This is a genomic window from Streptomyces sp. NRRL F-5123, assembly GCF_000721495.1.
Taxonomy (GTDB): Bacteria; Actinomycetota; Actinomycetes; order Streptomycetales; family Streptomycetaceae; genus Actinacidiphila.
Genome location: NZ_JOHY01000069.1, coordinates 1 through 23,335, shown reverse-complemented (window position 1 = coordinate 23,335; position 23,335 = coordinate 1). Strand labels below are relative to the sequence as shown.

Below are 23,335 nucleotides of genomic sequence, written 5' to 3'. Positions count from 1 at the left end.
TCGCGGCCGCCAGATTACGCGGCGGCCGCGGCGATCCGGAGGACGGCTCCCCGCGGCGGGTCCCCCTGGCCGCCGCGGGACACGGCGTCACACCCGGCCGGCCGCCCGGGCGCGCCGCAGCGCGAGCCCTGACGCCCGGGGAGACGTGTCCCCGGGCGCCGGGCCGGTTGCGAACGACGGAGCGTCAGCCGCGGGCCAGCAGCTCCACCTCCGCCAGGGACGTCGTGCCCGGGTCGCCGTTGTTCGCGGTCACCACCAGGCGGTAGGAGGTGTACGCGCCGGGGTGGGCGATCTCGAACGGCCGGGTCTGCAGGCGGTCGGTGAAGGCCTGGCCGGTCCTGGTGTCCAGGGTCCTCCAGTGCACGCCGTCGGCGGAGCCCTGCAGCTGCCAGCTCCTCGGGTCCTGAGCGGCTGCGGTGCTGCCCGAGGTGAGGGTGTAGAAGGCGGCCTCGCGCGCGGACTTCCCTGCGGTGCCACCGGCGAAGGTGTACCGCACGGTGGCGTCGGTGGACGGGAGGGCCGCCGCGGTCTTCGAGGTGTTGTCGAAGAGCGCGGTCACGTCGGTGCCGTCGCCCGCGGCGGCGGTGCCCTTGCCGGCGCCGGTCAGGTCGGCCAGCGGCCGCGGGGTGTCACCGGCCGCGGTCAGGGACGGCGGCAGCGCGTCCTTGCCCGTGCCCCACGACGACGGCCGGGAGCCCATCGTGAAGTCCAGCCGTGCGCCCGACGCGAGCTGGTCCTGCGTCAGGTACACCTTGTTCCACGGCTTGCCGTTGACCTTCAGGGACTGGACGTAGACGTTCTTGCCGCTGTTGTCGGGCGCGTTGACGACGATGCTGCGGCCGTTGTCCAGGTGGACGGTGGCCTCGGTGAACAGCGGGGAGCCGATCACGTAGTTGTCGTTGCCGGTCTGGAGCGGGTAGAAGCCGAGCGCGCTGAAGATCTGCCAGGTGGACGTGGCGCCGTTGTCCTCGTCGCCCGGGTAGCCCTGCCCGATGGAGCTGCCGGTGAACAGCCGCTGCTGGATCTCGCGGACCGCGGCCTGGGTCTTGGCCGGGGCGCCCGCGTAGTCGTACATGTAGGGGATGCCGAAGGACGGCTGGTTGCTCATGCCCAGCTCGCCCATCCGCACGTCGCGGGCCTCGATCATCTCGTGGATGGTGCCGCCGTAGCCGCCCGCGTCGCCGTCCGCGGTCTCCTGGGTGCCGAAGAACGCGTCGAGCTTCTTCTCCAGGCCCTTCTGGCCGCCGTAGAGCGCGGCGAGGCCGTTCGGGTCCTGCGGCACGGTGAAGGCGTAGTTCCAGGCGTTGGTCTCGGTGTACTCGTTGCCCCACTGCTGCGGGTCGTACGAGGCGTCCGGGACGCGCCAGGAACCGTCGGCCTTGCGGCCCTCGAAAAAGCCGACGTTCTCGTTGAAGAGGGTGGTGTAGTTCTGCGCGCGGCCCAGGAAGTACGCCGACTCCTCCTGGTAGCGCTCGCGGTCCGCCTTGGAGGTGTGCGGGTCCTCGGCGAGCCTGGCGGCCATCCGGCCGATGCCGTAGTCGTTGATGTAGCCGTCCAGCGACCACGAGACGCTGCCGTCGACCGACGTGCTGGTCCAGCCGTTGAACACCGAGGTGTCCAGGCCCTTGCGTCCGACGCCGCCGGCCGTCGGGACGACGGTGGCGTTCTTCACGGCGGCCTCGTACGCGGCCTTGGCGTCGAAGTTGCCGACGCCCTTGGCGAGGGCGTCGGCGAAGGCCACGTCCGAGCTGGTGCCGGTCATCAGGTCGGCGTAGCCCGGGGAGGACCAGCGGGCGGTCCAGCCGCCGTCCTTGTACTGCTGCACGAAGCCGTCGGCGAGTTCACCGGCGGTGTCCGACTCCAGCAGGGAGTAGGCGGGCCACTCGCTGCGGTAGGTGTCCCAGAAGCCGTTGTTGACGTAGACCTTGCCGTCGACGATCTTCGCGCCGGTCTGCGCGGGCGTGCTGGAACCGGTGGCCGGGGAGAACGGGCTGGCGTAGCGGTAGACCGGCTTCGCGGCCGTACCGGTGTTCTCGTAGCCGGAGTTGGGGTACAGGTTCATCCGGTAGAGGTTCGAGTAGAGCGTGGTGAGCTGGTCGTCGCTCGCGCCCTGCACCTCGACCTTGCCGAGCTTGGCGTTCCACTGCCGCTCGGCGTTCTTCTCCACGGTGTCGAAGGAGGTGCCCTTCGGGATCTCCAGGTCCAGGTTCCTCCTCGCCTGGTCGGCGCCGAGGAAGGAGGTGGCGATCCGCATCGTCACCGTCCGGGAGCCCGAGGTGTCGAAGGCGGCGTAGCCGGTGACGTTGTCGCGGCCCTGCCCGGTGACCTTGGCGGCCGTGCCCGGGGCGCGGTCGAACTCGGCGTGCACGTACATCCGCGTCGCGGCCTCGCCGCCGCCGGTGTTGACGTCGGACCAGCCGTCCAGGGTGCCCGCGGCGGCGTCGAAGGTGAGGCCGCCGTTGTTGTTCACGTTGTCGAACAGCAGGTCGCCGTGGTCGCCGGGGAAGGTGAAGCGGAATTCCGCCGCGTGGTCGGTGGGCGCGATCTCGGCCTTGATGCCGTTGGTGAAGGTGACGCCGTAGTAGTGCGGCTGCGCCACCTCGTCCTTGTGGTCGAAGGCCAGCGCCCGCTTGCTCCGGTTCAGGTCCGGGGTGCCGGTCGCCGCGGACGGCATGACCTGGAAGGTGTCGCGGTCCCCCATCCACGGGCTGGGCTCGTGGCTGATGCCGAGCGCCTGGAGCTCGGGCAGGTTGGCGGCGTCGTTCTGCGCCGCGTAGCTGTACTCCCAGCTTGTCGATCCGGCGTCGGTGACCGGCGTGAAGAAGTTGAAGCCGTTCGGGACGGCCGTCAGCGGCAGGTTGTTGCCGCGCGAGAAGGAGCCGGACGCGTTGGTGCCGCGCCGGGTGTCGACGTGCTCGGCGTAGCTCGCGTGCGGGTCGCGGACCGGGGCGGCGCCGATGGTCAGGTCGTCGATCCACCCCTTGAACTGCGTGTTCGCGCCCGCCTCCGCGCTGCCCGCCGGGTTGTCGTAGCCCAGCAGGATGCGGTCGACCGTCTTGCCCGCGGCCACCTTGCCGATGTCCGAGGCGACGGCGTTCCACTGCGAGGCGTAGAGGATCTTGGCGGCGCCCTGGCCGTTCGGGGTGAGCGGGACGCCGTTCTGGTCCTGCGCGGGGGTGCGCAGCCTGCTGAGGTAGCTGCCGTCGGTGAAGTGCAGGTCGATCGAGGCGTACGTGCTCGGGTACGCGAGGTCCGCGCCGGTCAGCTCGGGGAAGATGTCGTAGGACAGCCGTGTGTCGCGCTGCACCGGGATGTGCACGTCGTAGAGCTTGTTGTACGCGTGCACGGCGCCGGACCGGGTGTGGCTGCCCGCGTACTCCAGGGCCTTCAGGCCGCTGAAGCCCACGCCCGGCTTGACGTTCGGGCCGGAGGCGGGTCCTGCGCCGGTCTCGGTGGTCATGCCGGACACCGGCGGCGGCGCCGCGGAGCCGTCGGAGAGGATCAGGTCGGCGAGCTGCACGATGGAGCCGCTGGTGTTCGCCGTGACGTTCAGCCGGTAGTAGCGGTACGCGCCGGGGTCGGCGACGTCGTAGACGTTGCTCTTGAGCCGCCCGGCGAACTTCACCCCGCTGCGGGTGTCGACGGTGGTCCAGTCGGTGCCGTTCGCGGAGCCCTGGAGGGTGAAGTCCTTCGGGTCGCGCTCCGGGGAGTCGTTGGCGGACGTGAGCGCGTACTTCCTCACCGTCACGTCCCCGGACAGCTGGTACTGCAGCCGGCCGGTGGCGGCGAAGGTGAGCCACTTGGTGTTCGGGTCCTCGTCGGCGGCGTTCTTCGCCACCTCGTTCGGCGGGTTGTCCGAACTGGCCGTCACACCGGTGATCTCGTCCTTGACGCTGCCGGGCAGCACGGGCAGGGTGCCCGCGGTCACCCCGGAGACGTCGGGGTCGCCCTTGGCGTCGGTCTCGGCGGTGTCGGTCCAGGTCGGCTGCGGGTCACCGGGCTCGAAGGACGTCGTGAAGGCGGGGGCGGCGCCGCCCGCCCGCGTGGCGTCCGCGTGCGCGAGCGCGGTCGCGGGCACGGTCAGTGCCATCGAGACCACGCCTGCCAGCGCGGCTCTGGTGAGGGTGCGGCGCAGTGGGCCACGACTCATGGGTACTGCCTTTCTCCTTGCGGACCGGGGGTGCTGCTCGGGGGGCCTCATGCGTCACGCCCGCTGAGCGCGTACAGCGCCAGCCGGGTGTCGTCGGGCAGGGTGAGCGAGACCGCGGTCCTGGTGCTGTCCAGCGGGAGGGTCAGGTGCCAGATGCCGACGCCGACGCCGTCGGGCGCCCCGTGCGCGTCGTAGCGGCTGCCGGCGTGGATCGCCGGGTCCTCGCCGAGCCGCGGGGCGCCCGACGCCCAGTCGGTCGCGACGAGCGGGACGTCGGCCGAGGTGCCGTCGGCATAGGTGACGGTGGCGGTGCTGTCGACGTCCCCGTGGTGGGCGGTGAGCAGCACGTCGAGCGCCGAGTAGCTGCGCGGCACCAGCGGCAATGTCTGCCCGTGGGCGGTCGCGAGGTTCGGGGCGCTGCCGGTGGTGTCGGGGAAGCGGTACGCGTGCCCGCCGAGGACGCCGAGGCCGGGTGCGGGCAGGCTCTCGGCCGGGAAGCTCGTCCCCGTGCCGTCGAAGTCGGCGCCGGTCGAACCGGCCGTACCGACGCCGTCGACGTCGTACTGCGCCGACAGGTCCTGCACGCAGGAGCCGGCCCGGCCCTCGCAGGTCGCCGTCGTCACCGAGACGGGGACGGTCCTGGTGGCGGTGGGCCCGCCGGCCTGGGTCACCGTGACGGTCACCGGGTAGGTGCCGTCCGGGGTGCCCGCGGGGGCGGTGATGTGCACCGGCACCCGGTGGGTGGCGGGCAGCGTGTTCGAGGTGACCTGGAAGGAGGCGCGCCCGGGGTCCGCGGTGAGCGGGGCGGGCGCGGTGACCGTGACGGTGCCGGAGGCGGCGCCGGGCGCGGTGAGGACCGCGGAGACCGTGACGTCGGCGGCCGTGCCCCCGCCGAGGACGCCGACCGACGCGGGCGACACCGCGGCCGCGGTACGGACCTCGGTGGCGGCGGCCGTGTCGAGCGCGGGCGGTGCGTCGGCGGGCGCGGTGCCCCACGCCGAGGGCGAGTCCCCGAGGGTCAGGTCGATGTCCTTGCCCGCCTTGATGTCGCCGGTGGTGATGTAGGTGCGGGCCAGGCCGCGGCCGCCGAGCGCCGCGGACTGGATGTAGCGGTCGGTGTCCGAGCTGCCGGGGGCGGTGACGGTCAGCCGGCCGCCGGGGTAGTAGCGCCGGTCGAGCGCCACGTCGACCCGGCTGAACAGCGGTGTCGACAACCCCCACAGGTCGGTGCCGGGCGCCATCGGGTAGACGCCGATCGCCGAGAGCACCTGCCACGCCGACATCGTGCCGAGGTCGTCGTTGCCGGTCACACCGTTCGGCGCGTCGGTGAAGAGGGTCAGCGCCGCGTGCACCACGTCGGTGGTCTTCCACGGCTGCCCGGTGGACAGGTAGGTGTACGGGGCGCCGAGGTCGGGCTCGTTCTGCGGGTTGTACTTGTCCTGGTTGTAGTACGCGTAGGGTCCGTTGACCCACACGTCCCGCGCGGTGCCGGCCGGGTCCGCGAGCAGCTGGTCGTACGCGAAGAAGGAGTCGAGCCGGGCGTTGGCCCGGTCCTTGCCGCCGATCAGGCCGACGAGGCCGGGCACGTCCTGCGGGACGAGCCACATGTACTGCCAGGACGTGCCCTCGTGGAAGCCGACGCTCTGCGCCGGGTCGGCCGGGCCGGTGAAGGCGCCGTCGGTGTCGCGGGCGCGGAAGAAGCCGGTGTCCGGGTCGAGGATGCTGCGGTAGTTCTGACCGCGGGCCAGATACCGCCGTGCGTCCGCGGTGTGGCCGAGGGATTGGGCCATGCCGCCCAGCGCGGCGTCCGCCAGGGCGTATTCGAGCGTGGCCGACGGGCCGTGCTGGAAATCGTTGTCACCGGGCTTGCCGGGATGCTCGGGGGCGTACGGGACGTAGCCGCCTGCGAGGTATTCGGCGTCGGCCTGCCGCCCCGCCGCCTGCGAGGACTCCGGGGGGACGGTGTCGGCGTGCTTCACGAGCGCGCGGTACGCCTCCTCCTCGTGGCCCTTGAGCAGGCCCTGCCGGTAGGCGTCCACCAGGAAGGGCGTGACCGGGTCGCCGGTCATGATGTTGGTCTCGGCGGTGGCGTAGCCCCACCTGGGCAGCTGGCCGCTCTGCGCGGCCACCTTCAGCAGCGACAGCGCCATGTCCCGCGACTCGCGCGGGGCGAGCAGCGAGAGCAGTTGCTGCTGGGTGCGGTAGGTGTCCCACAGCGACCAGTTCTGGTAGTACGTCGAGCCGTCGCCGCGGTGCACCTCGTCGTCCCAGCCGGTGTATCGGCCGTCGGCGTCGCTGCCGATGTTCGGCGCGAGGAAGGACCGGTAGAGCGAGGAGTAGAACGTGCGCTGCTGCTCGGCGGTGCCGCCCTGCACCCTGACCTGGCCGAGCCGGTCCTGCCAGGCCTGCTTCGCCGCGGCCGCGGTGCGGTCGAAGCTGCCGCGGCCCTCGGCCGCGAGGTTCTTCGCCGCGCCCTTCGCGTCGACCCAGGACAGCGAGGTCACCGCGGTGACGCTGCGGTCCTGCGTGGTGTCGAAGCGGACGTAGGCGCCGCCGAGTCCGGTCGAGGTGGAGGTGCGACCGCCGGGGGTGACGTCGGCGCCCTTCCAGGTGCCGTAGGACGCGAAGGGCCGGTCGAACCGGGTCTCGGTCCAGAGGGTGTACGGCCGGGTGTCCTGGCAGAAGCCGCTGCCGGTGATCGACGTGACGACGGTGCGGTCGTCGAGCACGGTCACCGTGCTGCTGGTGACCTTGTGCAGCGCCTGCCCGGAGTTGAGTAGCACGTTGGCCCGGTCGGTCGACGGGAAGGTGTACCGCTGCCAGCCCGTGCGGTCGGTGGCGCTCAGTTCGGCGGTGATGCCCGTTCCGAGCCCGACCTTGTAGTAGCCCGGTGACGCGCTCTCGTCGGCGTGGCTGTAGGGCGCGGCGTACCGGCCGTAGTCGGTGGAGGTGATCTCCCCGGTGGTCGGCAGAACGGGCAGGTCGCCGCCGAGGCCGCAGCCGACGCCGGACAGGTGGACGGCGCTGAAGCCGCGGATGTGGTCCTCGTCGTAGTCGTACCCCGTGTTGTGCCCGGTGTCGGGCGAGAGCTGCACCATGCCGAAGGGCACGGCCGCGCCGGGGTAGGTGTTGCCGTCGTTCTGGGTGCCGATGAACGGGTTGACCAGATGGGTGAGATCGCCCGTGGCCGGGGCGCCGCCCGCGCCCGCGGCGTACGCGGCCGGGACCGGCAGGAGCGCCGCCCCGGCCGCCAGGAGCGCGGTGGCCGCGATCGCCGCGGCTGTGCGCAGGCGCTGCGTTCTTGGAGGCATACGTCCTCTCTCCATATCTGACAACGTTGTCAGACGATCGGGTTCGCCTGTCACGCAAGGGACTTGAGGTGCGGGAACACGTGAGTGAGCCGTGAGGAATCTTGTCCTCCGGAGATCGAGCCGTCAATGATGCAGGAGGAAACAATCTCGGCGGCCCGCCCAGGCGCCCGGTCCGCGCCACCCGGTTCCCTTCGACGGCCCCGGCGGCGGTCGCAGCGCCGGGCTCCGCAAACGGAGCGGCCGCCACCGGGTGTCGGGGGCTCGCGGAGCTGCCGGAATCGGGAGTCGGCCGGCCGCGCACCACGGCCGGAAGACCGCGGCCGACGTCCCGTCAGGAGGCCGGTACGGGAGCGACCGCCCGGCGCGCCGCCGCCCTGTGCGCCGCGCTGTGCGGCGTGCTGAGCCTGTCCGGCTGCTTCATGGGGGATCCCCGGGGCGCCGTCTTCGGCTACCGCCTCGTCGACGGCGTGGTCGAAGTGGCCTACCCCCTGTGCCGCGGCCACGAGGTGGCAGGGGTCGAGCTGCGCAGCGGCACCAGCGGCGACGGCGAGGGCCCGTTCCTGTGGAACGGCAAGGGCCCGAGGTCCGAGGCGGTGCGGCACGGCGTCTTCACCGTCGACGCGCCGGCGAGCTTCACGACCACCACAGCGGCGCGTCCGCTGCCGTGGAGCGTCTACGTGGACGTCGCGGAGGACGGAGGGGGCGGGATGGACGACTTCCTCGACCTCCCCAAGGTCCGGGCCTTCCACGCCACCGGTCCCGACTCCTGGTTCACCGAGGACGGCCCGCGGTCCAGGGCGGAGGTCAACGCGCAGATGGGCTGCAACCGCCCCCGCACGGCGTCCTCCTGAGGGCCCGGTGGGTGCGGCGCGGAGCGGTGGGCGCCTCCGGCCGGGCCCCGTACACGCGATCAGGTGTTCCGCGGCGGAAATCGCGAACAACGGCGGGCCGGAGTCGGCAGGATGGGGGCATGGCTGAGGGCATTGTGGGGCCGGACAGGATGTGGCCGGTCGTGGTGCGGTATCCGGACGGCCCGGTCGAGGAGGTCGTCGAGGCCGACGCGCTCGACGCGGCACGGCACGCGCAGACGCTCATGGTGCGCGGGCCGCTGTTCGGGGTGGCCGTCCAGGACGAGGGCGGCGCGGCGCGGTGGCGGGTCGTCACCCCGGTGACGGCCGCGACCGGCCAGGACGCCCGGGACAGCCTGAACTCGCTGCTGTGGTTCCGGGCGAGGGACGAGACGCAGGACCGGGCCGAGCGGCGCGCCCTGCTGGCGGCGGTCGCCCGGCTGGAGACCGAGCGCGTCGACGAGCTGACGGTGCTGGGCCGGCGCTACCGGGTGGTGCGGGCCGAGGAGTACGCCGGGGCCGGGCCGGAGGGGATCGAGGGGCCCCGCCCGACCGACGCCGAGCCCGCCGTCGTCAGCTGGGACCGTTCCGCGTCGGACGCGGCGGTGGACGACGGGCTGGTGCTGGACGCCGCGGCCCCGGTCACGCCCACGCAGGCCGCCGAGCGGTTCGCGATGCGCGGCCTCGCCTACAGCGGGGCCCGTTACCCGCAGGACGTGCTCCGCGACGCCGCCCGGGCCGTCACGGACCACCCGGACGTCGTGCTGCTGCCGACCACCTTCCGGGTCCTGCGGCAGCGCGGCGACACCTGGACCATCGACGGCGGCCTGCACTGCACCGCCCACGAAGCCCGGCGGTCCCTGGAGTTCGGGCTGACCTGGTTCGAGCCCCGCAAGCAGGGCATCATCGACTTCGACGCCGACCGCGACGTCGACGCGCGCAGCCTCGTCGCCGCGGGCAGCCATCCCGCGGCCGACCGCCTGTCCGCGTTCGTCCGGGCCGCCGACCGGCTCCGGGAGCACGCCGACGAGATCGAGGTCGACGGCACGGTCCGCCGGATCTGCCGGATGCGCCGCCTGGTGCGCTGGGGCCCCGACGGGCCCGAGCAGCCGCGCCCGTCCGACACCGACATCCACCCGCCCGAGCGGATCCACCCCTTCCTCGACGAGGACGGCACCGTCCACCACTGAGGCGGTAGCCTCCGGTGGGGGGTGGTGGGTGTGCGGTTCATCCCGGTGCAGCATGCACCGAGGTCGCTGGCGTGGCAGGGGGACGACCTGGTCTCCTGGACCGCGGGCGGCCGGCGCTGGGGGCCCGACGGGACGGAGGGGGCGGCCGAGTTCTTCTGGGGTTTCCCCTTCGACGCCGCCACGGTCCCGGCACCGGGACCGTACCGCGTGGTCTATCAGGAGCGCGGCACCAAGGGCGTGCTGCTGGAAGGCCGGCGGGTGGTGCGGGAGCTGAACCGCAGCTTCTCCCATGCCACGTCCTTCGACTACCCCGTGGCGCTCGGCCGGCTCGGCGACGGCCGCGACGTCGTCGTCCACTGCCCCGACGAGTACCACACGCTCCAGATCGAGGACGCGCGCAGCGGCGAGCGGCTGACCGCGGGCGCGCGCGAACCGGAGGACGTCTTCCACTCCCGGCTGGGCCTGAGCCCGGACGGCCGGCACCTCCTGTCGATCGGGTGGTTCTGGCAACCCTTCGGGACTGCCCAGGTCTTCGACACCGCCCAGGCGCTCGCCGACCCCGCCACCCTGGACGGCGAGGGCGTGCTGCCCTGCGAGGCGGTCACGGGGGGCGAGGTCAGCGCCGGCTGCTGGCTCGACGCGGACCGGCTGGTGCTCGCCACCGGCCGGGAGGAGTGGTACAGCCCCGACGAGGAACCCGAGGCTCTTCCGGTCCTCCACCTCGGCGTCTGGTCGGTGTCCGGGCGCCGCTGGCTGCACCGCAGCCCCGTCCCTGAACCGGGCGTGCTGCTCCTCCCCCGCGGCGACCAGGTCGTCACCCTCCACGGCCACCCCCGGCTGCTCGACACCGTGACCGGCCGCGTCCTGGCGCAGTGGCCGGACGTGGCCGTCCCCACGAAGTCCCTCTGCTACAGCCGCAAGAGCCACCTCACCCCGGTCGCCGCCCTGCACCCCGACGGCAGCCGCCTGGCCGTCGTCCAGGCGGAGGGCATCGCGGTGGTCACGCTGCCGTGACCCGCCGGAGCGGCGCGGCGTGCCGCGGTGCGCGCCCCCTGAGCGGCCATGATGGGGCCATGCCCCAGATGACCGAAACCGAGTGGCGGGCCTTCCTCTCCCACGGCACCCGCACCGCCAAGCTCGCCACCACCCGCGCCGACGGTCGCCCCCACGTGGCGCCCGTGTGGTTCCTGCTGGAGGGCGACGACCTCGTCTTCAACACCGGCCGCGACACGGTGAAGGGCCGCACGCTGGCCCGCGACCCGCGGGTCATGCTGTGCGTCGACGACGAGCAGCCTCCCTTCTCCTTCGTCCTGGTCGAGGGCCGCGCCACCCTCTCCGAGGACCCGGACGAGCTCCGCGGCTCGGCGGGCCGGATCGCCGCCCGCTACATGGGCGCCGACCGCGCCGAGGAGTTCGCCGCCCGCAACGGCGTCCCCGGCGAACTGGTCGTCCGGGTCAGGATCGAGAAGGTCGTCGCGCAGAGCGACCTCGCCGCCTGAACGGCATCCGCCGCGACGGTTCCTGGTGGCACGCTCGCCGCCCTCGTGGCGAGGCACGAGCGGCTGCGGGCCCAAGTCGGGACACGCCCGCTGCTCCCCTGCCCGGCGCCGGGCCACGACTGCGGTGCCGGGGTACTGCGGGTTCGGGGGAGCACGCGGGCTCGCGGGCGCAGGGGTTCGCTCAGGGTCGCGGGAGGGGCGGCTGCACCGCGTCAGGGCGCGGCGGTCAGGCCGCGGAGGACGGGTGGGCGGCTTCCGCCGCCTCCTGGAAGTCGGCGATGTCCCCGCCGTGCTCCCGCGCCCAGTCCGTCAGGACCTCGATGGGTTCGACGAGCGTCCGGCCGAGGTCGGTGAGGCTGTACTCGACCCGCCTCGGCCCTTCGGCGCGGCGGTCGACCAGGCCGTACTGCTGCAGCCGGCGCAGCGTCTGGGTGAGGACCTTGCGGGAGACGCCGCCGATGAGGTCGACGAGCTCGCCGTGCCTGCGGGGTCCCCGGCTGAGGCCGAAGAGCGCGAGCACGGCCCACTTGTCGGAGATGATCTCGACCGCCAGCCGGGTGGGGCAGTCGGCGAGCGAGGTTGCTCCGTCCACGTTCTGCATGACAGTCGAAGGTACCAGGAGGTAACGCAGGGCTCCGTAGCGTTTCCGTTGTTCAGCCAGCCAGTAACGGATGCGGAGGAGTCACCATGCCACGAGTCGTCGTGTTCGACGAGTTCGGCGGACCGGAGGTCATGCACGTCGTCGAGGAGCCCCTCGAAGAGCCTGCGGCCGGCGAGGTCCGGGTCAGGATCGAGGCGTTCGCCGTCAACCCGCTGGACCAGATGATGCGTTCCGGCGCCTCGCCCGCCCCCGTCCCCCTGCCGCACGCCCGCCTCGGCATCGAGGGAACGGGCGTCGTCGACGCGCTCGGGCCCGGGGTCACCGGGCTGAGGAAGGGCGAGCCGGTCATCCTCGCGGCCGTTCCGGACGCGAACGTCCGGGGCAGCTACGCCGAGTACACAACGCTCCCCGCGAGCCGCGTCGTCGCCCGCCCGGACGGGCTCGGCGCCACCGAGGCGGCCGCGGTCTGGGTCGCCTTCTCCACCGCCTACGGCGCGCTCGTCGAGAAGGCGGGGATGCGGCCCGGCGACCACGTCCTCGTCACCGCCGCGTCCGGCGGCGTCGGACGGGCGGCGATGCAGATCGCCCGGCAGATCGGCGCCGTGCCCATCGCCGTCACCCGGCACGCCGCGAGGGAGGACGAGCTGCTCGCGGCCGGCGCCGCCGCGGTCGTCGCCACCGACCGGGCGGACATCGCCGAAGCCGTCGGCCGGCACACCGGCGGGGCCGGCGCGGACATCGTCCTCGACCTCGTCAGGGGCCCCGGCCAGCAGGATCTGCTGAGGGCGGCCCGCCCCGGCGGGACGTTGGTCGCCGCGGGCTTCCTGGACCCCCGGCCCGCCCCCTTCCCGGCGGGTCCGCCGCTCACGATCTTCAGCTACCGGAGCTTCGAGCACACCCTCGACGCCGCCGCGGTGCGGCGCATGGCGGCCTTCCTGGAGGCGGGCGTGCGCCTCGGCGCGCTGCGGCCCGCAGTGGACGACGAGGTGTTCTCCCTCGACACCGTCGTCGGGGCGCACCGCCGCTTCGAGCAGGGGCTGCACGCAGGGAGGAAGATCGTCGTGACGGCTTCCTGACACGGCGCCGCCCCGCCGCCGCGCCCCGTCACTCCGTCGCCTCGCGTGCGCGGTCGGCGAAGGTGCGGAGCCGGTCGATGAGGGCCGGGGGCGACTGGACGCGGAAAGGCAGGTTCAGCATCAGCAGGCGCACGGCCATCCAGTCGATGCGGTCCGCGTCCACCCGCCAGCGGGACGTGCCGTCCGGAAGGGCTTCGACCTCGCCCGGCGCCTGGCCGAGCCTCGACCGGAGAACGCCGGCGGGGGCGTCGACGTCCACCACGGCCGGCGCCGTGGGCCACAGGTTCCGCAGCTTGGACTCGACGAACTCCGCCGCGTCGGCGGCGGGAAGCACGCGGTGCGCCGCGCGGGCGCCGGTCGCCGTGACGTCGGCGAGCCGGTCGACCCGGAAGATGCGCCAGTCGTCGCGTGCCAGGTCCCAGGCGACCAGGTACCAGCGCCGGCCGCTGGCGACCAGTCGCTGCGGCTCGGCGTGCCGACGGCTCTCGGCGCCGTCCCCCGCGCGGTAGGCGAAGCGGACGCTCTCGTGGTTGGCGATGGCTCCGGCGAGGGCGGTCAGCGCGGCGGGCTCGACGCGCGGGCCGCCGCCGGTCATCGTCACCACCGCGGAGCCCAGCGCGCCCACGCGGTGCCGCAGCCGCGACGGCAGCACCTGCTCCAGCTTGGTCAGCGCGCGCAGCGACGCCTCCTCGATACCGTCCACCGCGCTGCCCGCCGCCGCGCGCAGCCCGACGGCGATGGCGACCGCCTCCTCGTCGTCCAGCAGCAGCGGCGGCAGCGCCTTGCCCGCGACCAGGCGGTAGCCGCCGAGCGAGCCCATGGTGGCCTCGACCGGGTAGCCGAGCTCGCGCAGCCGGTCCACGTCCCGCCGGACGGTGCGGGTGGTCACCGCGAGCCGTTCGGCCAGTTCCGTACCGGACCACTCCCTCGGGGTCTGCAGGAGGGAGAGCAGATTCAGCAGTCGTGCCGGGGTGTCCGTCATGTCGTCCAGAGTCCGCGCCCAGTAGGACAATGGCTGTCCTACATGACCTCTAGCATAGGGCCTGTCAGTGAACGAGGCAGGCAGGAGCCCAGGAATGAGTACCGAGCGCAGGCGCTGGATCGCTCTCGCCGTCGTGATGACGGCGAGCTTCATGGACCTGGTCGACGCGACCATCGTCAACGTCGCCGTCCCGAGCATCCAGCGCGACACCGGCGCCGGTTTCAGCGCGGTGCAGTGGATCACCGCCGGTTACGCCCTGGCGTTCGCGGTCGGCCTGATCACCGGCGGGCGGCTGGGCGACATCTACGGACGCAAGCGCGTGTTCCTGATCGGCACGGCCGGCTTCACGGTGGCGTCGCTGCTGTGCGGGCTGGCCGCCGACCCGGAGATGCTGGTGGCGACCCGCATGCTGCAGGGCGCGACAGCGGCGCTGATGGTGCCCCAGGTGCTGTCCATCATCCACGCGACCTTCTCCGGCGAGGAGCGCGGCAAGGTCTTCGGGCTGTTCGGGGCGATCATCGGCCTGGCGGCCGTCACGGGCCCGCTGCTCGGCGCGCTGCTCACCCAGTGGAACATCCTCGGGCTGGAGTGGCGGCCGATCTTCCTGATCAACCTGCCCTTCGGGATTGCCGGGCTGCTGCTGGGCCGCCGTTTCATCGACGAGTCGAAGGCCCCGCACGCGCTCCGTCTCGACCTGATCGGTGTCACGCTGGCCACCGTCGGCCTGCTGCTGCTGATGTACCCGCTGGTCCAGGGCCGGGAGAACGGCTGGCCGCTGTGGGGGTACGCGATGATGGCCGGCGGGCTCGCGGTGCTCGCGGGATTCGTCCGCTACGAGCGGGCCAAGGCGGCCAGGGACGGCTCCCCGCTGGTCGAGCTGGCGCTCTTCCGGGCCCGCAGCTTCGCCGCGGGCATCGGCGTCCAGCTCGTCTTCGGCGCCGCGTGCGGCATCTTCTTCCTGGTCTGGACGCTCTACATGCAGATCGGCCTCGGCTGGTCCCCGCTGCACGCCGGCCTCACCGGACTGCCGTTCACCGTCGCGTGCTCGGCCTCGGCCGGCATGTCGGTCCAGCTGCTGGTGCCGCGATTCGGCCGCCTGGTGCTTCAGGCAGGGGCGCTGATCACGGCCTGCGGCGCCCTCCTCTACATCGGGACGGCCGCCCGCTACGGGCACTCCGTCCACTCGTGGCAGATGGCGCTGCCGCTGGTCGTGACGGGCCTGGGAATGGGCATGATCTTCTCGCCCCTGACGGACGCGGTGCTGTCCGACGTGCCGCAGGACCACGCGGGGTCGGCGTCCGGCCTGATCAACACCACCAACCAGCTCGGGAACGCGTTCGGCCTGGCGCTGGTCTCGGTCGCCTTCACCGGCTCGACCCCGGTCCGCGCGTTCGAGCACGCGATGCTCTGGATGGTCGGCGCGCTCGCCGTCGTCGTCACCCTCATGACGGCGCTCCCCCGACGCGCCGCGCGCACCACGGACCCCGGCGGCGCCGCGGCCGACTCGGCGAAAGCTCCCGCCCTGGTGGGCTGAGCCCGCCGCGGGCCGGGTCAGCCGTGGCCGGGGAGCTTCCCCGGCCGCGGCTGACGTGTGACAGCTGGGAGGCCAGCTCCGGGGAGAGGGCGAAGACGTACGGAACGGGGAATTATGCGCCCTCCGGCGGATTCGCGAGCCGAGGAATTCCACGGCTTCCGGAGGGTTGCGGCCAAGGGGATTTCACGCCCTCCGGCAAGCTGTCGGCACCACCCGCGCACGAGGAGGTTCCGCCCAGCATGGCAACCGGCATCACCGTGGCAGCCGCACGTTCCGCCGCGCACGACTGGGTCAAGAGCGCGGCGCACGCCTACGAGGGCTACGTGGGCGCGTACTTCAGCGGCTCCACGGTGGAGATGCCGCCCCTCGGCGAACTCCCCCTGGGCAGCGACGTGGACGTCGTGGTGGTGACCCGGCAGCCCGTCGGCGGCCTGAAACTCGGCAAGTTCCTCCACCACGGCGTACTGCTGGAGGTCACCCACCTGCCGTGGGACCGGATCGCGCCGGCCGGCAGGGCACTGGCCGACTACCACCTGGCGGGCGGCCTGCGCACCGACACGGTCATCGACGACCCGACAGGCCGGCTGCGCGCGCTGCAGCGGCAGGTGGCCGCCGCCTTCGCCGACGAGACCTGGGTCCGGCGCCGCTGCGAGAACGTACGGCAGCGGATCGAGAACGGCCTGCGCGCACCGGACACCCGCGCCCCCTGGCACGACCGGGTCACCGGCTGGCTGTTCCCCACCGGCGTGACCGCCCACCTGATCCTGGTGGCCGCGCTGCGCAACCCCACGGTGCGCCTGCGCTACCTGCGCGCCCGCGAGGCCCTGACGGACACCGGGCTGCGGGGGCACTACCCCCTGCTGCTGCGCCAGCTGGGCGCCCAGGCGCTCACCGCGGACCGCGTGGAGCGGCACATCGACGCGCTCTCCGCCACGTTCGACTGCGCCGCGTCCGTGTCCAGGACGCCCTTCTTCTTCAGCAGCGACCTCACCGCGGCGGCGCGGCCGATCGCCGTCGACGCGAGCTACGCCCTGGCGCGCCGGGGCGACCACCAGGAGGTGGTGTTCTGGCTCGTCGCCACGGCCGCGCGCTGCCACAAGGTCCTGGCCGCCGACGCGCCGGACCTGAAGCCGGCCCATGAGCCGGCGTTCGCCGAACTCCTCGCGGACATCGGCATCACCAGCGGTGCCGACCTCCGCGACCGGGCGGAACGGACCCTCGACGAGCTCCCGGAGATCCGGGAGACCGCCGAGGAGGTCATGGCGGCCACCGCGGGCGCCCGCCACGCGCGCGAATCCTGACCGCCCGCGCGGCCGGCCCCCCGCCCCCGGGTTCCCGCCCGGGGTTCCCGTCTCCGGCTTCACCGGACCGGGCGTGAGCTCCCGGGTGTTTTGGGGCTCGCGCCGCAAATATGTCATCGTATGAAGACATCACGTGATGACAAACATGGGGAGAACGTCGATGACTGCCCGACATACAGGGTCCGACCTGCGGCAGCGTGCGCTGGTTCCGGTGCTGGTGTTCCTCGGCACGGTGGTCGCGGTGATCAGCAGCCTGGGGGCTCCGCTGGTGCCGACCATCGCCGACGTGGACCACGTGTCACTGACCGACGCGCAGTGGTCGCTCACGATCACGCTGCTGGTCGGATCGGTCGCCACCCCCGTGATGGGACGCCTGGGAGACGGGCCGCACCGGCGCCGGGTCGTGCTGGGGACGCTCACCATGGTGCTGGCCGGCAGCGTGCTGGCGGCGCTGCCGCTGGGCTTCGGCTTCCTCGTCGCCGGGCGGGGACTGCAGGGAGTGGGCCTCGGCCTCATCCCGCTGGCCATCGCCACCGCGCGCGACGTGCTGTCGCCCGAGCGGTCGCGCCCGGCGGTGGCGCTGCTCTCCATCACCACCGTGGCGGGTGTGGGCCTCGGCTACCCCCTCACCGGGCTGATCACCGAGTCGATGGGCATCCACGCGGGCTTCTGGTTCGGCGCGATCATCAGCGGTCTCGCCCTGCTGGCCGCGGTGCTGGTCGTACCCGAGGTCGGCGCGCGGAAGAAGCGGCCGCTGGACGCCCCGGGGGCGGCGCTGCTCGCCGTCGGGCTGGCCTCGCTGCTGCTCGCGCTGAGCGAGGGCGAGGTCTGGGGCTGGACCTCGGCCCGGGTGCTGGGCCTGGTCCTGTTCGCGCTGGCGCTGCTGGTCGGCTGGAGCTTCCACGAGCTGCGCACCGCGCACCCGCTGGTGGACCTGCGGACGCTGCGCAACCGATCGGTGCTGACCGCCAACGTCGCCGGGCTCATAGCCGGCGTGGCGATGTACATGCTGATGTCGATGGTCACCCGCTTCGTGCAGACCCCGAGCGCCACCGGCTACGGCTTCGGCACGTCGGTCCTTGTGACCGGGCTGGTGCTGCTGCCGTTCTCCGCCGCCAGTGTCGCCTCCAGCAAGCTGGTGCCGCTGCTGACCCGGCGGACCTCCACGGCGGCGGTGCTGCCGATCGGCTGCGCGATCTCGCTGCTGTCGATGGTGATGTTCCTGTTCGCCCGGGGCAGCCTGTGGGAGCTGTTCGTGATCATGGGCATCGCCGGGCTGGGCGTCGGCTGCACCTTCGCGGTGATGCCGGGGCTGATCGTCACCGCCGTGCCCGCGCACGAGACCGGCAGCGCCATCAGCTTCAACCAGGTTCTGCGTACCATCGGCTACACGACCGGCAGCGTGCTGAGCGCCGTCGTCCTGGAGGCGCACACCCCTTCGGGTCGGCTGCTGCCGGCCGACAGCGGCTACCAGGCCGCCGCCTGGCTGGGCTGTGCGATCTGGGTGGTCACCGGTGTCCTTGCGGTTGTCCTGCCGAGGCGGTCGGCCGCGGCCAAGCACCCGGTGGCCCCCGTGACCGTGGACGAGGAGCTGATGGACGAGAGCATCGCCGACGCCGAGAGCGCCGAGGACAGCGTCACCGCGACACCGGGCCGGACCGACAGGTGAGCCCCGCCAAACGGCGGGACTCCACCCGCAGCCGGCAGCTCCTGCTCGACGCGGCGGCCGGCCTTTTCGCCGAACGCGGCTTCGACCGCAGCACGACCAGGGAGATCGGCGAACGCGCCGGCGTCGACCCGGCCCTGATCGCCCGCTACTTCGGCGGCAAGGCGCAGCTGTACATCGCCGTGCTCGACCTGGACCGGGCCAACGCCCGCCCCGCCGACCTGCTGGAACCCGAACGCAACCTGATGCTGGTGGACCGCGTCGACCGGCGCGGCCCGGGCCCGGTCTTCCGGGCCGCGGTCACCCCGCTGGAGGACCCCGAGGTGCAGGCCGCCGCCGCGGACCAGCTGCACTGGCGGCTGGTGGACCCGCTGCGCGAGCGTTTCACCCGCGAGGGCCTGGACCGCCCGCAACTTCGGGCGGAACTCATGGTGGCCGCCTTCGTCGGCATCGTCCTGTCACGCCACGGCGGCGCGTTCAGCGCGCTGGCCGAGGCCGACACGGACGAGGTCGTCCACCTCGTGCTGGACATGCTCGGGTGACGCTGCCCTGCCCGGCGGGTCCGGGGCACCGGCCTCACTCGGCACGCCGCCCAGCACGCAGGACGGTCAGATAACGGCGGGACGCCCGGTCGCCCATTCGCGTGCGAATCCGCTCGGCGACGGCGTCGAGCAGAGGCTCACGGACTTCCCGGTCGAGTCCCCGATACAGCGACAACGAGCGAAGGTGATCGGCGAAGCCCTCCCCGTCGAACCACTGAACGGTGGGATACCAGCGCACGATCGTCGGACCGAACAGTTCCCCGGGATCGTCGACCAGGCCCCACCCCCCGTCGGTGGTGCGCACCTCGTCCTCCAGCGGTGGACGGCCCCAGCCGGGGTTCCCGGGGCAGAACCGCTCGTGCAGATCGGCGGTCTCGGCGTACACCTCCGGCTCGCCTGGCACGCGGACGACGACGTGGCCGAGCAACGCCGTCCACCCCCCGGGAGAAAGCACGTCGTGCGCTCGCCGCCAGCCGGTCGACGGGTCGACCCAGTGCCACGACGACGCAGCCACGAGGACATCGAAGCGTCGGCCACGGTCGTCCCACTCCTCGAATGTCGACGTCTCGACATCGACGTTGCGGAAGGAGGCGAGCCGCCGGCGAGCGAGTGCGGCCATGTCCGCGCCCGGCTCGACGGCGGTCACCGAGCATCCGAGCGCTGCCAGCGAACGCGTCGCCTGACCGGTACCGCAACCCACCTCCAGTACCGGCGCTCCGGCTTCCAGGCCGGTGACGGCGACGAGATCCGCGAACAGTTCGCCGGGGTATCCCGGCCTCACCCGGTCGTACAGCTCCGGGACCTCGTTGAACACTCGGCCGAGGTCGTGGGAATTCGGGGGCGGCTTCGGGTCGTCGGTCACGAGCGCACAAGCTATGGGGCCCGGCCACGAAGACGCCACTCGTTTACCAGCAGCTGCCGACACCTCGGAGCGGATACATCCGCTCCTGCCCGGAGCGGATGTACCGGGCTTTTCGCGGGCAGCGTGTCCCACGCCGACCCCCACGGCTCGGCCGTCTGCCGCTTCCCCTCGGCATCCGGCAGAACCCCCTTCGTCGCGCTGGGGCGCCGAGCGCCCCAGCGCCGGTGCGGCTACTCCCGCAGGTACGTTTCGCTGAAGCTGGTGCCGCCGGAGCCGAGCGCGCCGGTCCGGGCCTCGTAAGCGCCGTTCGACGGGTCGAGCGCGACCGGGCCGAAGGACCCGAGGGAGCTTCCGTTGACGGTGGCCGAGGTGAAGTTGAGGGTGCCGAAGTTCGGGTAGGCCCCGGTCGGCGACTCGATGATGACCTCCGCGCTGACCCGCCGGGCGGAGAGGGACTTGGTCGTGCTGTAGGTCCAGCCACGCGAGGAGTTGACCAACTTCAGGGTGTACTTGTTGCTCGCGGCGTAGGTCACCGAGGCGGTGATGTTGTCGCCGACCGACACCGGGTACGAACTCAGGCTCAGGTAGACCGGGTTCGCCGGGTACATCTCGTACCAGGCCTGGTGGACGGGCCTGCCGCTGGAGCAGTCGGTCGCCACCCCGGTCTGCTCCACGGTGGACGAGCCGTACCCGTCGATGCCGACCCAGGGCGCGTAGAGGTCGTCGGTGGAGTTGCAGGTCGCGTTCGCTTCGGTCCAGGTCGCCGAGACCGAGGTGAAGCCGCTCCCCGTGGCAGCGTACCCGCCCCAGTTGTAGCCGTTGATGTTGTAGTGCAAGGGGCGGAAGGACAGTCCCGGTGCGGCCGCCGCACCGGCCGGCACGGCGGGGGCGGCAAGGGTGGCCGCCGCTACCGCAACGGTGGCGAAGCGTGACAGGAATCTGCGCATGCTGGCTCCTTCATGGGGGTTCAGGATGCTCAAAACGCCGACCCCCGGGCCGCGTAGGGGACTTGGGGCGGCAGTACAGAATCTTTGATCGCCATGCACCTGTCAATATGCACTCGGTGCAGGGCCCCGCCGAACGCATTCCGCGTCGCCTCTGGGCGGGAGTGGGTCGGAGTCGGCGCGTGGAACGACCCGACGGCGGATTCGGCCGCGTTCGTGCGCGCGCTGGTGGCCGAGCCCGTCCCCTCTCGGCGTGCAGGTGTACGTTCCGGACTTCGCGGCGAAGCCCGGGACGTACCTCGACAACCTGGAGCAGGACCGGGCCCGGCTCATCCGGGCGTACTCGTCACATCCGCCCGGCCGGTGCGGCGCGACCGCGTGGTGTCAGTCGGTGTGCTGCGGTTCGTAGGCGAACCAGTCGAAGGCGAGGGTGCCCTCCAGCGCGTACATGCCGATGACGCGGCCGGTGAAGCCGGTGGCGACCTCGGTCGACAGGTAGCGCCCTTCCAACTCGGCCAGCGGCCGGGCACCGGGGGCGTCGGGGTCTTCGGTCCAGAAGGCGAGGGTGTCCGGGCCGGTGGGCTCGATGCCGGCGAATTCCGGGGAGGGCGGGACGACCTCGGTGGTGCGTACCGTTACGGTGAGGGTGAGCGGACCGGGCGGAACCGCGCGGCGGGCGACGGTCTGGCGCAGGGGTCCGATGCGCGCGACAACGGCGACCTCTCCCCCACCGACCTCCAGGTCGTAGTGGTGGGCCTCGTCCATGCGGACGCTCAGGCCTCCCCGTCCGCTGCCGGGGTCGAGCAGGGTGGTGACGCGGCAGTCGTGATGCTGCTGGCGGTGGCCGACGAAGGTGTAGCCGGGGTGGTCCAGCGTGTGGCCGGTGGCGGTGAGCGTGAGCCACCCGGGGCGTTCGGTCAGCGACCAGGAGTCGTCGGGGCGGGCGTAGGGGGAGATCCAGTGCGGCGCCAGTTCCGCGGCGTCGAAGTCGTCACGGGCGGGCAGGGCGGGGACGGGGTGCCAGGCGCCGCCGGGTGCGGTGTGGCGCTCGGGTACGGGACCCATGACGGGCCAGCCGGCCGCGTCCCACTCCACCGGGGCGAGAAACGTCTCGCGGCCGAGCACCTGGAAGTTCGGGGTGTAGCCGCGGGGCCGGGTCCCGAGCAGGACCATCCACCAGGTGCCGTCGGGCGCCGTGACCAGATCGCCGTGGCCGGTGCTCTGGATCGGGTGGTCGGTGGCGCTGTGGGACAGCACCGGGTTGGCGGGTGCGCCCTCCCAAGGACCGCGCGGCGAGCGTGCCCGAGCGACGGACACGGCGTGGCCGCGCTCGGTGCCGCCCTCGGCGATCAGGAGGTACCACCACTCGCCGATGCGGTAGAGGTGCGGGGCCTCGGGCCACTTCAGTCCGGTGCCGGACCAGGCAGGGAAGGGGCCTTCCAGGACCTCGCCCGTGAGCGGGTCGATCCGCGCCATGTGGATGCCGGGCACGGTGAAGGCCGCCCAGCAGGTGCCGTCCTCCTCCCACGCCAGGTCCGGGTCGATACCGGGCAGGTCGACCCACACCGGATCCGACCACGGGCCTTCGGGACGCTCGGCGGTCACGATGAAGTTCCCGCCGGAGCTGACGTTGGTGTTGATCACCCAGAAGCGGCCGTCGTGGTGGCGGATCGTGGGCGCGTACAGGCCTCGGGAGGCCATCGCACCGGGCACCGGGAGCGGCAGCTGTCCGGGGCGGTCGAGGACGTTGCCGATCTGCCGCCAGTTGACCAGATCCCTGCTGTGGAAGATCGGCAGGCCCGGGAAGTACTCGAAGCTCGAACACACCAGGTAGTAGTCATCACCCACCCGGCACACGCTCGGATCGGGGTGGAACCCGCTGATCACAGGGTTGTCGTACACGTGCACTGGGTGGATCCCTTCCGCATGCCGAAACAAGGTGAGTACCCGTCCGCCGGTTCCCGCCCGGTATCCGCGGTCGGCGCACGCCCGCCGACCGATGAGGGGTGGGCGACACGGGCAGACACCAAGTGAGCGCTAACATTCCGCACCCGCCCCTCACGGCCCAGCGCATGTCTCACGGGCAACTTACGACCGGTGATCCTCTCGCGTCAACAGCCGGCGCGCCCCCGCACCGCATCTGCGACAGCTACCGAAACATCCACCCTCATGGTCGAAACCTTTCGCGCACATGCCTGGGGCACGCCCATACGGGGCACCCCCTTCGGAGCACAAGGGCCAGGAAGGCGCCACCACCCCTTTGTGCGCGATGTATTGACGTGCCCCAACGGCAGATCTAGTGTGCCCGAAACAATCGCACGACGTCCGAAATCTTTTCGGTACAGATCAGGGCCACCGCCACAGGCGGCAGGGACCTCCGTTCCCGACCGGGATCTGTCACAGCACGGGCAGGCGGCTCCGTCACGGCGCCGCTCGCCCGGAGCAGGAGAGGACCACCAGATTGTTAGCGCTCAACTCACATCCCGGCCGCTGATCCCACACGTCTCCCTTGCGGCGGGCCGACAGAGCCCGGCTCGCGGTTGCAGAAGGGCACCAACGCCATTCGGTGCCCTCCCCCCACACGAAGGAGAACAGACCAGCATGTCTTGGTTGAACAGACATCGCCGTGTGCCCGGAAAGGCGGTTGCGGCGGTCGCCGGTGTGGCAGTGAGCGCCACCACGGCTCTCGTCGGCATCGCGGTGACAGCGCCCCATGCTGCGGCGGCGGGTTCGCTCGGCTCCGCGGCCGCCCAGTCCGGCCGGTACTTCGGCACAGCCGTAGCAGCAGGCAGACTCGGCGACTCGACCTACTCCACCATCCTCGACCGG

15 protein-coding genes and 1 pseudogene are annotated in these 23,335 nt (G+C 72.5%); 9 read left to right on the top strand and 7 right to left on the bottom strand.

Going from position 1 to position 23,335, the window contains the following annotated elements:
• Positions 1 to 184: 184 nt before the first annotated feature.
• Together IH54_RS0134425 and IH54_RS0134420 are read right to left on the bottom strand one after the other, a co-directional pair.
• Positions 185 to 4,150 carry a GH92 family glycosyl hydrolase gene (locus tag IH54_RS0134425; RefSeq protein ID WP_199923512.1) on the bottom strand — a complete coding sequence of 1,322 codons (3,966 nt, stop codon included), beginning with the start codon at positions 4,148 to 4,150 and terminating at the stop codon, positions 185 to 187.
• A gap of 959 nt (positions 4,151 to 5,109) precedes the next feature.
• Positions 5,110 to 7,461, bottom strand: a pseudogene (locus tag IH54_RS0134420) (GH92 family glycosyl hydrolase); the annotation flags it as partial.
• Positions 7,462 to 7,856: 395 nt separating this feature from the next.
• On the opposite strand from IH54_RS0134420, the gene IH54_RS40605 reads away from it, so the two are divergent.
• The 4 genes from IH54_RS40605 to IH54_RS0134400 all read left to right on the top strand — a co-directional run bounded on the left by IH54_RS40605 (position 7,857) and on the right by IH54_RS0134400 (position 10,998).
• Positions 7,857 to 8,312 carry a hypothetical protein gene (locus IH54_RS40605; protein ID WP_031524635.1) on the top strand — a complete coding sequence of 152 codons (456 nt, stop codon included), beginning with the start codon at positions 7,857 to 7,859 and terminating at the stop codon, positions 8,310 to 8,312.
• Between the two features lie 119 nt (positions 8,313 to 8,431).
• On the top strand, positions 8,432 to 9,499 hold the full coding sequence (locus IH54_RS0134410) for a DUF5954 family protein (RefSeq protein ID WP_052398190.1): 1,068 nt from the start codon (positions 8,432 to 8,434) through the stop codon (positions 9,497 to 9,499).
• Between the two features lie 45 nt (positions 9,500 to 9,544).
• Positions 9,545 to 10,513 (top strand): hypothetical protein, encoded by a 969-nt coding sequence (locus tag IH54_RS0134405; protein ID WP_234344171.1) that lies wholly within the window; start codon positions 9,545 to 9,547, stop codon positions 10,511 to 10,513.
• 59 nt (positions 10,514 to 10,572) lie between these two features.
• Positions 10,573 to 10,998 (top strand): PPOX class F420-dependent oxidoreductase, encoded by a 426-nt coding sequence (locus IH54_RS0134400; protein ID WP_031524632.1) that lies wholly within the window; start codon positions 10,573 to 10,575, stop codon positions 10,996 to 10,998.
• Between the two features lie 226 nt (positions 10,999 to 11,224).
• On the opposite strand, the gene IH54_RS0134395 is transcribed toward IH54_RS0134400, so the two are convergent.
• Positions 11,225 to 11,599 (bottom strand): winged helix-turn-helix transcriptional regulator, encoded by a 375-nt coding sequence (locus tag IH54_RS0134395; RefSeq protein ID WP_031524630.1) that lies wholly within the window; start codon positions 11,597 to 11,599, stop codon positions 11,225 to 11,227.
• Between the two features lie 86 nt (positions 11,600 to 11,685).
• On the opposite strand from IH54_RS0134395, the gene IH54_RS0134390 reads away from it, so the two are divergent.
• Positions 11,686 to 12,675, top strand: a complete 990-nt coding sequence (locus IH54_RS0134390; RefSeq protein ID WP_031524628.1) for a zinc-dependent alcohol dehydrogenase family protein — start codon at positions 11,686 to 11,688, stop codon at positions 12,673 to 12,675.
• Positions 12,676 to 12,703: 28 nt separating this feature from the next.
• Here IH54_RS0134390 and IH54_RS0134385 read toward each other — a convergent pair whose 3' ends face one another.
• Positions 12,704 to 13,657 carry a helix-turn-helix transcriptional regulator gene (locus IH54_RS0134385; RefSeq protein WP_031524626.1) on the bottom strand — a complete coding sequence of 318 codons (954 nt, stop codon included), beginning with the start codon at positions 13,655 to 13,657 and terminating at the stop codon, positions 12,704 to 12,706.
• A 94-nt stretch (positions 13,658 to 13,751) separates the two neighbouring features.
• Here IH54_RS0134385 and IH54_RS0134380 point away from each other — a divergent pair, with 94 nt between their 5' ends.
• The 4 genes from IH54_RS0134380 (at position 13,752) to IH54_RS0134365 (ending at position 18,700) form a co-directional block, all read left to right on the top strand.
• Entirely contained in the window at positions 13,752 to 15,191 is a 1,440-nt protein-coding gene (locus IH54_RS0134380) for an MFS transporter (protein WP_052398189.1), read from the top strand.
• Between the two features lie 239 nt (positions 15,192 to 15,430).
• Positions 15,431 to 16,492 carry a hypothetical protein gene (locus tag IH54_RS0134375; protein ID WP_234344170.1) on the top strand — a complete coding sequence of 354 codons (1,062 nt, stop codon included), beginning with the start codon at positions 15,431 to 15,433 and terminating at the stop codon, positions 16,490 to 16,492.
• Positions 16,493 to 16,652: 160 nt separating this feature from the next.
• Positions 16,653 to 18,161, top strand: a complete 1,509-nt coding sequence (locus tag IH54_RS0134370; protein WP_078862744.1) for an MFS transporter — start codon at positions 16,653 to 16,655, stop codon at positions 18,159 to 18,161.
• A complete protein-coding gene (locus IH54_RS0134365; RefSeq protein ID WP_031524618.1) occupies positions 18,158 to 18,700 on the top strand; it encodes a TetR/AcrR family transcriptional regulator in 543 nt (180 codons plus the stop codon). The genes IH54_RS0134370 and IH54_RS0134365 overlap by 4 nt, the downstream gene beginning before the upstream one ends.
• A gap of 34 nt (positions 18,701 to 18,734) precedes the next feature.
• Here IH54_RS0134365 and IH54_RS0134360 read toward each other — a convergent pair whose 3' ends face one another.
• The 3 genes from IH54_RS0134360 to IH54_RS0134350 form a co-directional block, all read right to left on the bottom strand.
• Positions 18,735 to 19,562: a class I SAM-dependent methyltransferase gene (locus IH54_RS0134360; RefSeq protein WP_031524615.1), complete on the bottom strand. Its 828-nt coding sequence runs from the start codon at positions 19,560 to 19,562 to the stop codon at positions 18,735 to 18,737.
• A 230-nt stretch (positions 19,563 to 19,792) separates the two neighbouring features.
• Positions 19,793 to 20,509: a G1 family glutamic endopeptidase gene (locus IH54_RS0134355; protein WP_031524612.1), complete on the bottom strand. Its 717-nt coding sequence runs from the start codon at positions 20,507 to 20,509 to the stop codon at positions 19,793 to 19,795.
• A gap of 381 nt (positions 20,510 to 20,890) precedes the next feature.
• Entirely contained in the window at positions 20,891 to 22,414 is a 1,524-nt protein-coding gene (locus IH54_RS0134350; protein ID WP_199923511.1) for a glycoside hydrolase family 43 protein, read from the bottom strand.
• Positions 22,415 to 23,335: the final 921 nt, after the last annotated feature.

Coding starts and splice junctions, on each gene's coding strand:
- IH54_RS0134425 (WP_199923512.1), bottom strand. CDS start 4,150: ATGAGTCGTGGCCCACTGCGCCGCACCCTCACCAGAGCCGCGCTGGCA.
- IH54_RS0134355 (WP_031524612.1), bottom strand. CDS start 20,509: ATGCGCAGATTCCTGTCACGCTTCGCCACCGTTGCGGTAGCGGCGGCC.
- IH54_RS0134395 (WP_031524630.1), bottom strand. CDS start 11,599: ATGCAGAACGTGGACGGAGCAACCTCGCTCGCCGACTGCCCCACCCGG.
- IH54_RS0134400 (WP_031524632.1), top strand. CDS start 10,573: ATGCCCCAGATGACCGAAACCGAGTGGCGGGCCTTCCTCTCCCACGGC.
- IH54_RS0134375 (WP_234344170.1), top strand. CDS start 15,431: ATGGCAACCGGCATCACCGTGGCAGCCGCACGTTCCGCCGCGCACGAC.
- IH54_RS0134390 (WP_031524628.1), top strand. CDS start 11,686: ATGCCACGAGTCGTCGTGTTCGACGAGTTCGGCGGACCGGAGGTCATG.
- IH54_RS0134370 (WP_078862744.1), top strand. CDS start 16,653: ATGACTGCCCGACATACAGGGTCCGACCTGCGGCAGCGTGCGCTGGTT.
- IH54_RS0134385 (WP_031524626.1), bottom strand. CDS start 13,657: ATGACGGACACCCCGGCACGACTGCTGAATCTGCTCTCCCTCCTGCAG.
- IH54_RS0134410 (WP_052398190.1), top strand. CDS start 8,432: ATGGCTGAGGGCATTGTGGGGCCGGACAGGATGTGGCCGGTCGTGGTG.
- IH54_RS0134380 (WP_052398189.1), top strand. CDS start 13,752: ATGAGTACCGAGCGCAGGCGCTGGATCGCTCTCGCCGTCGTGATGACG.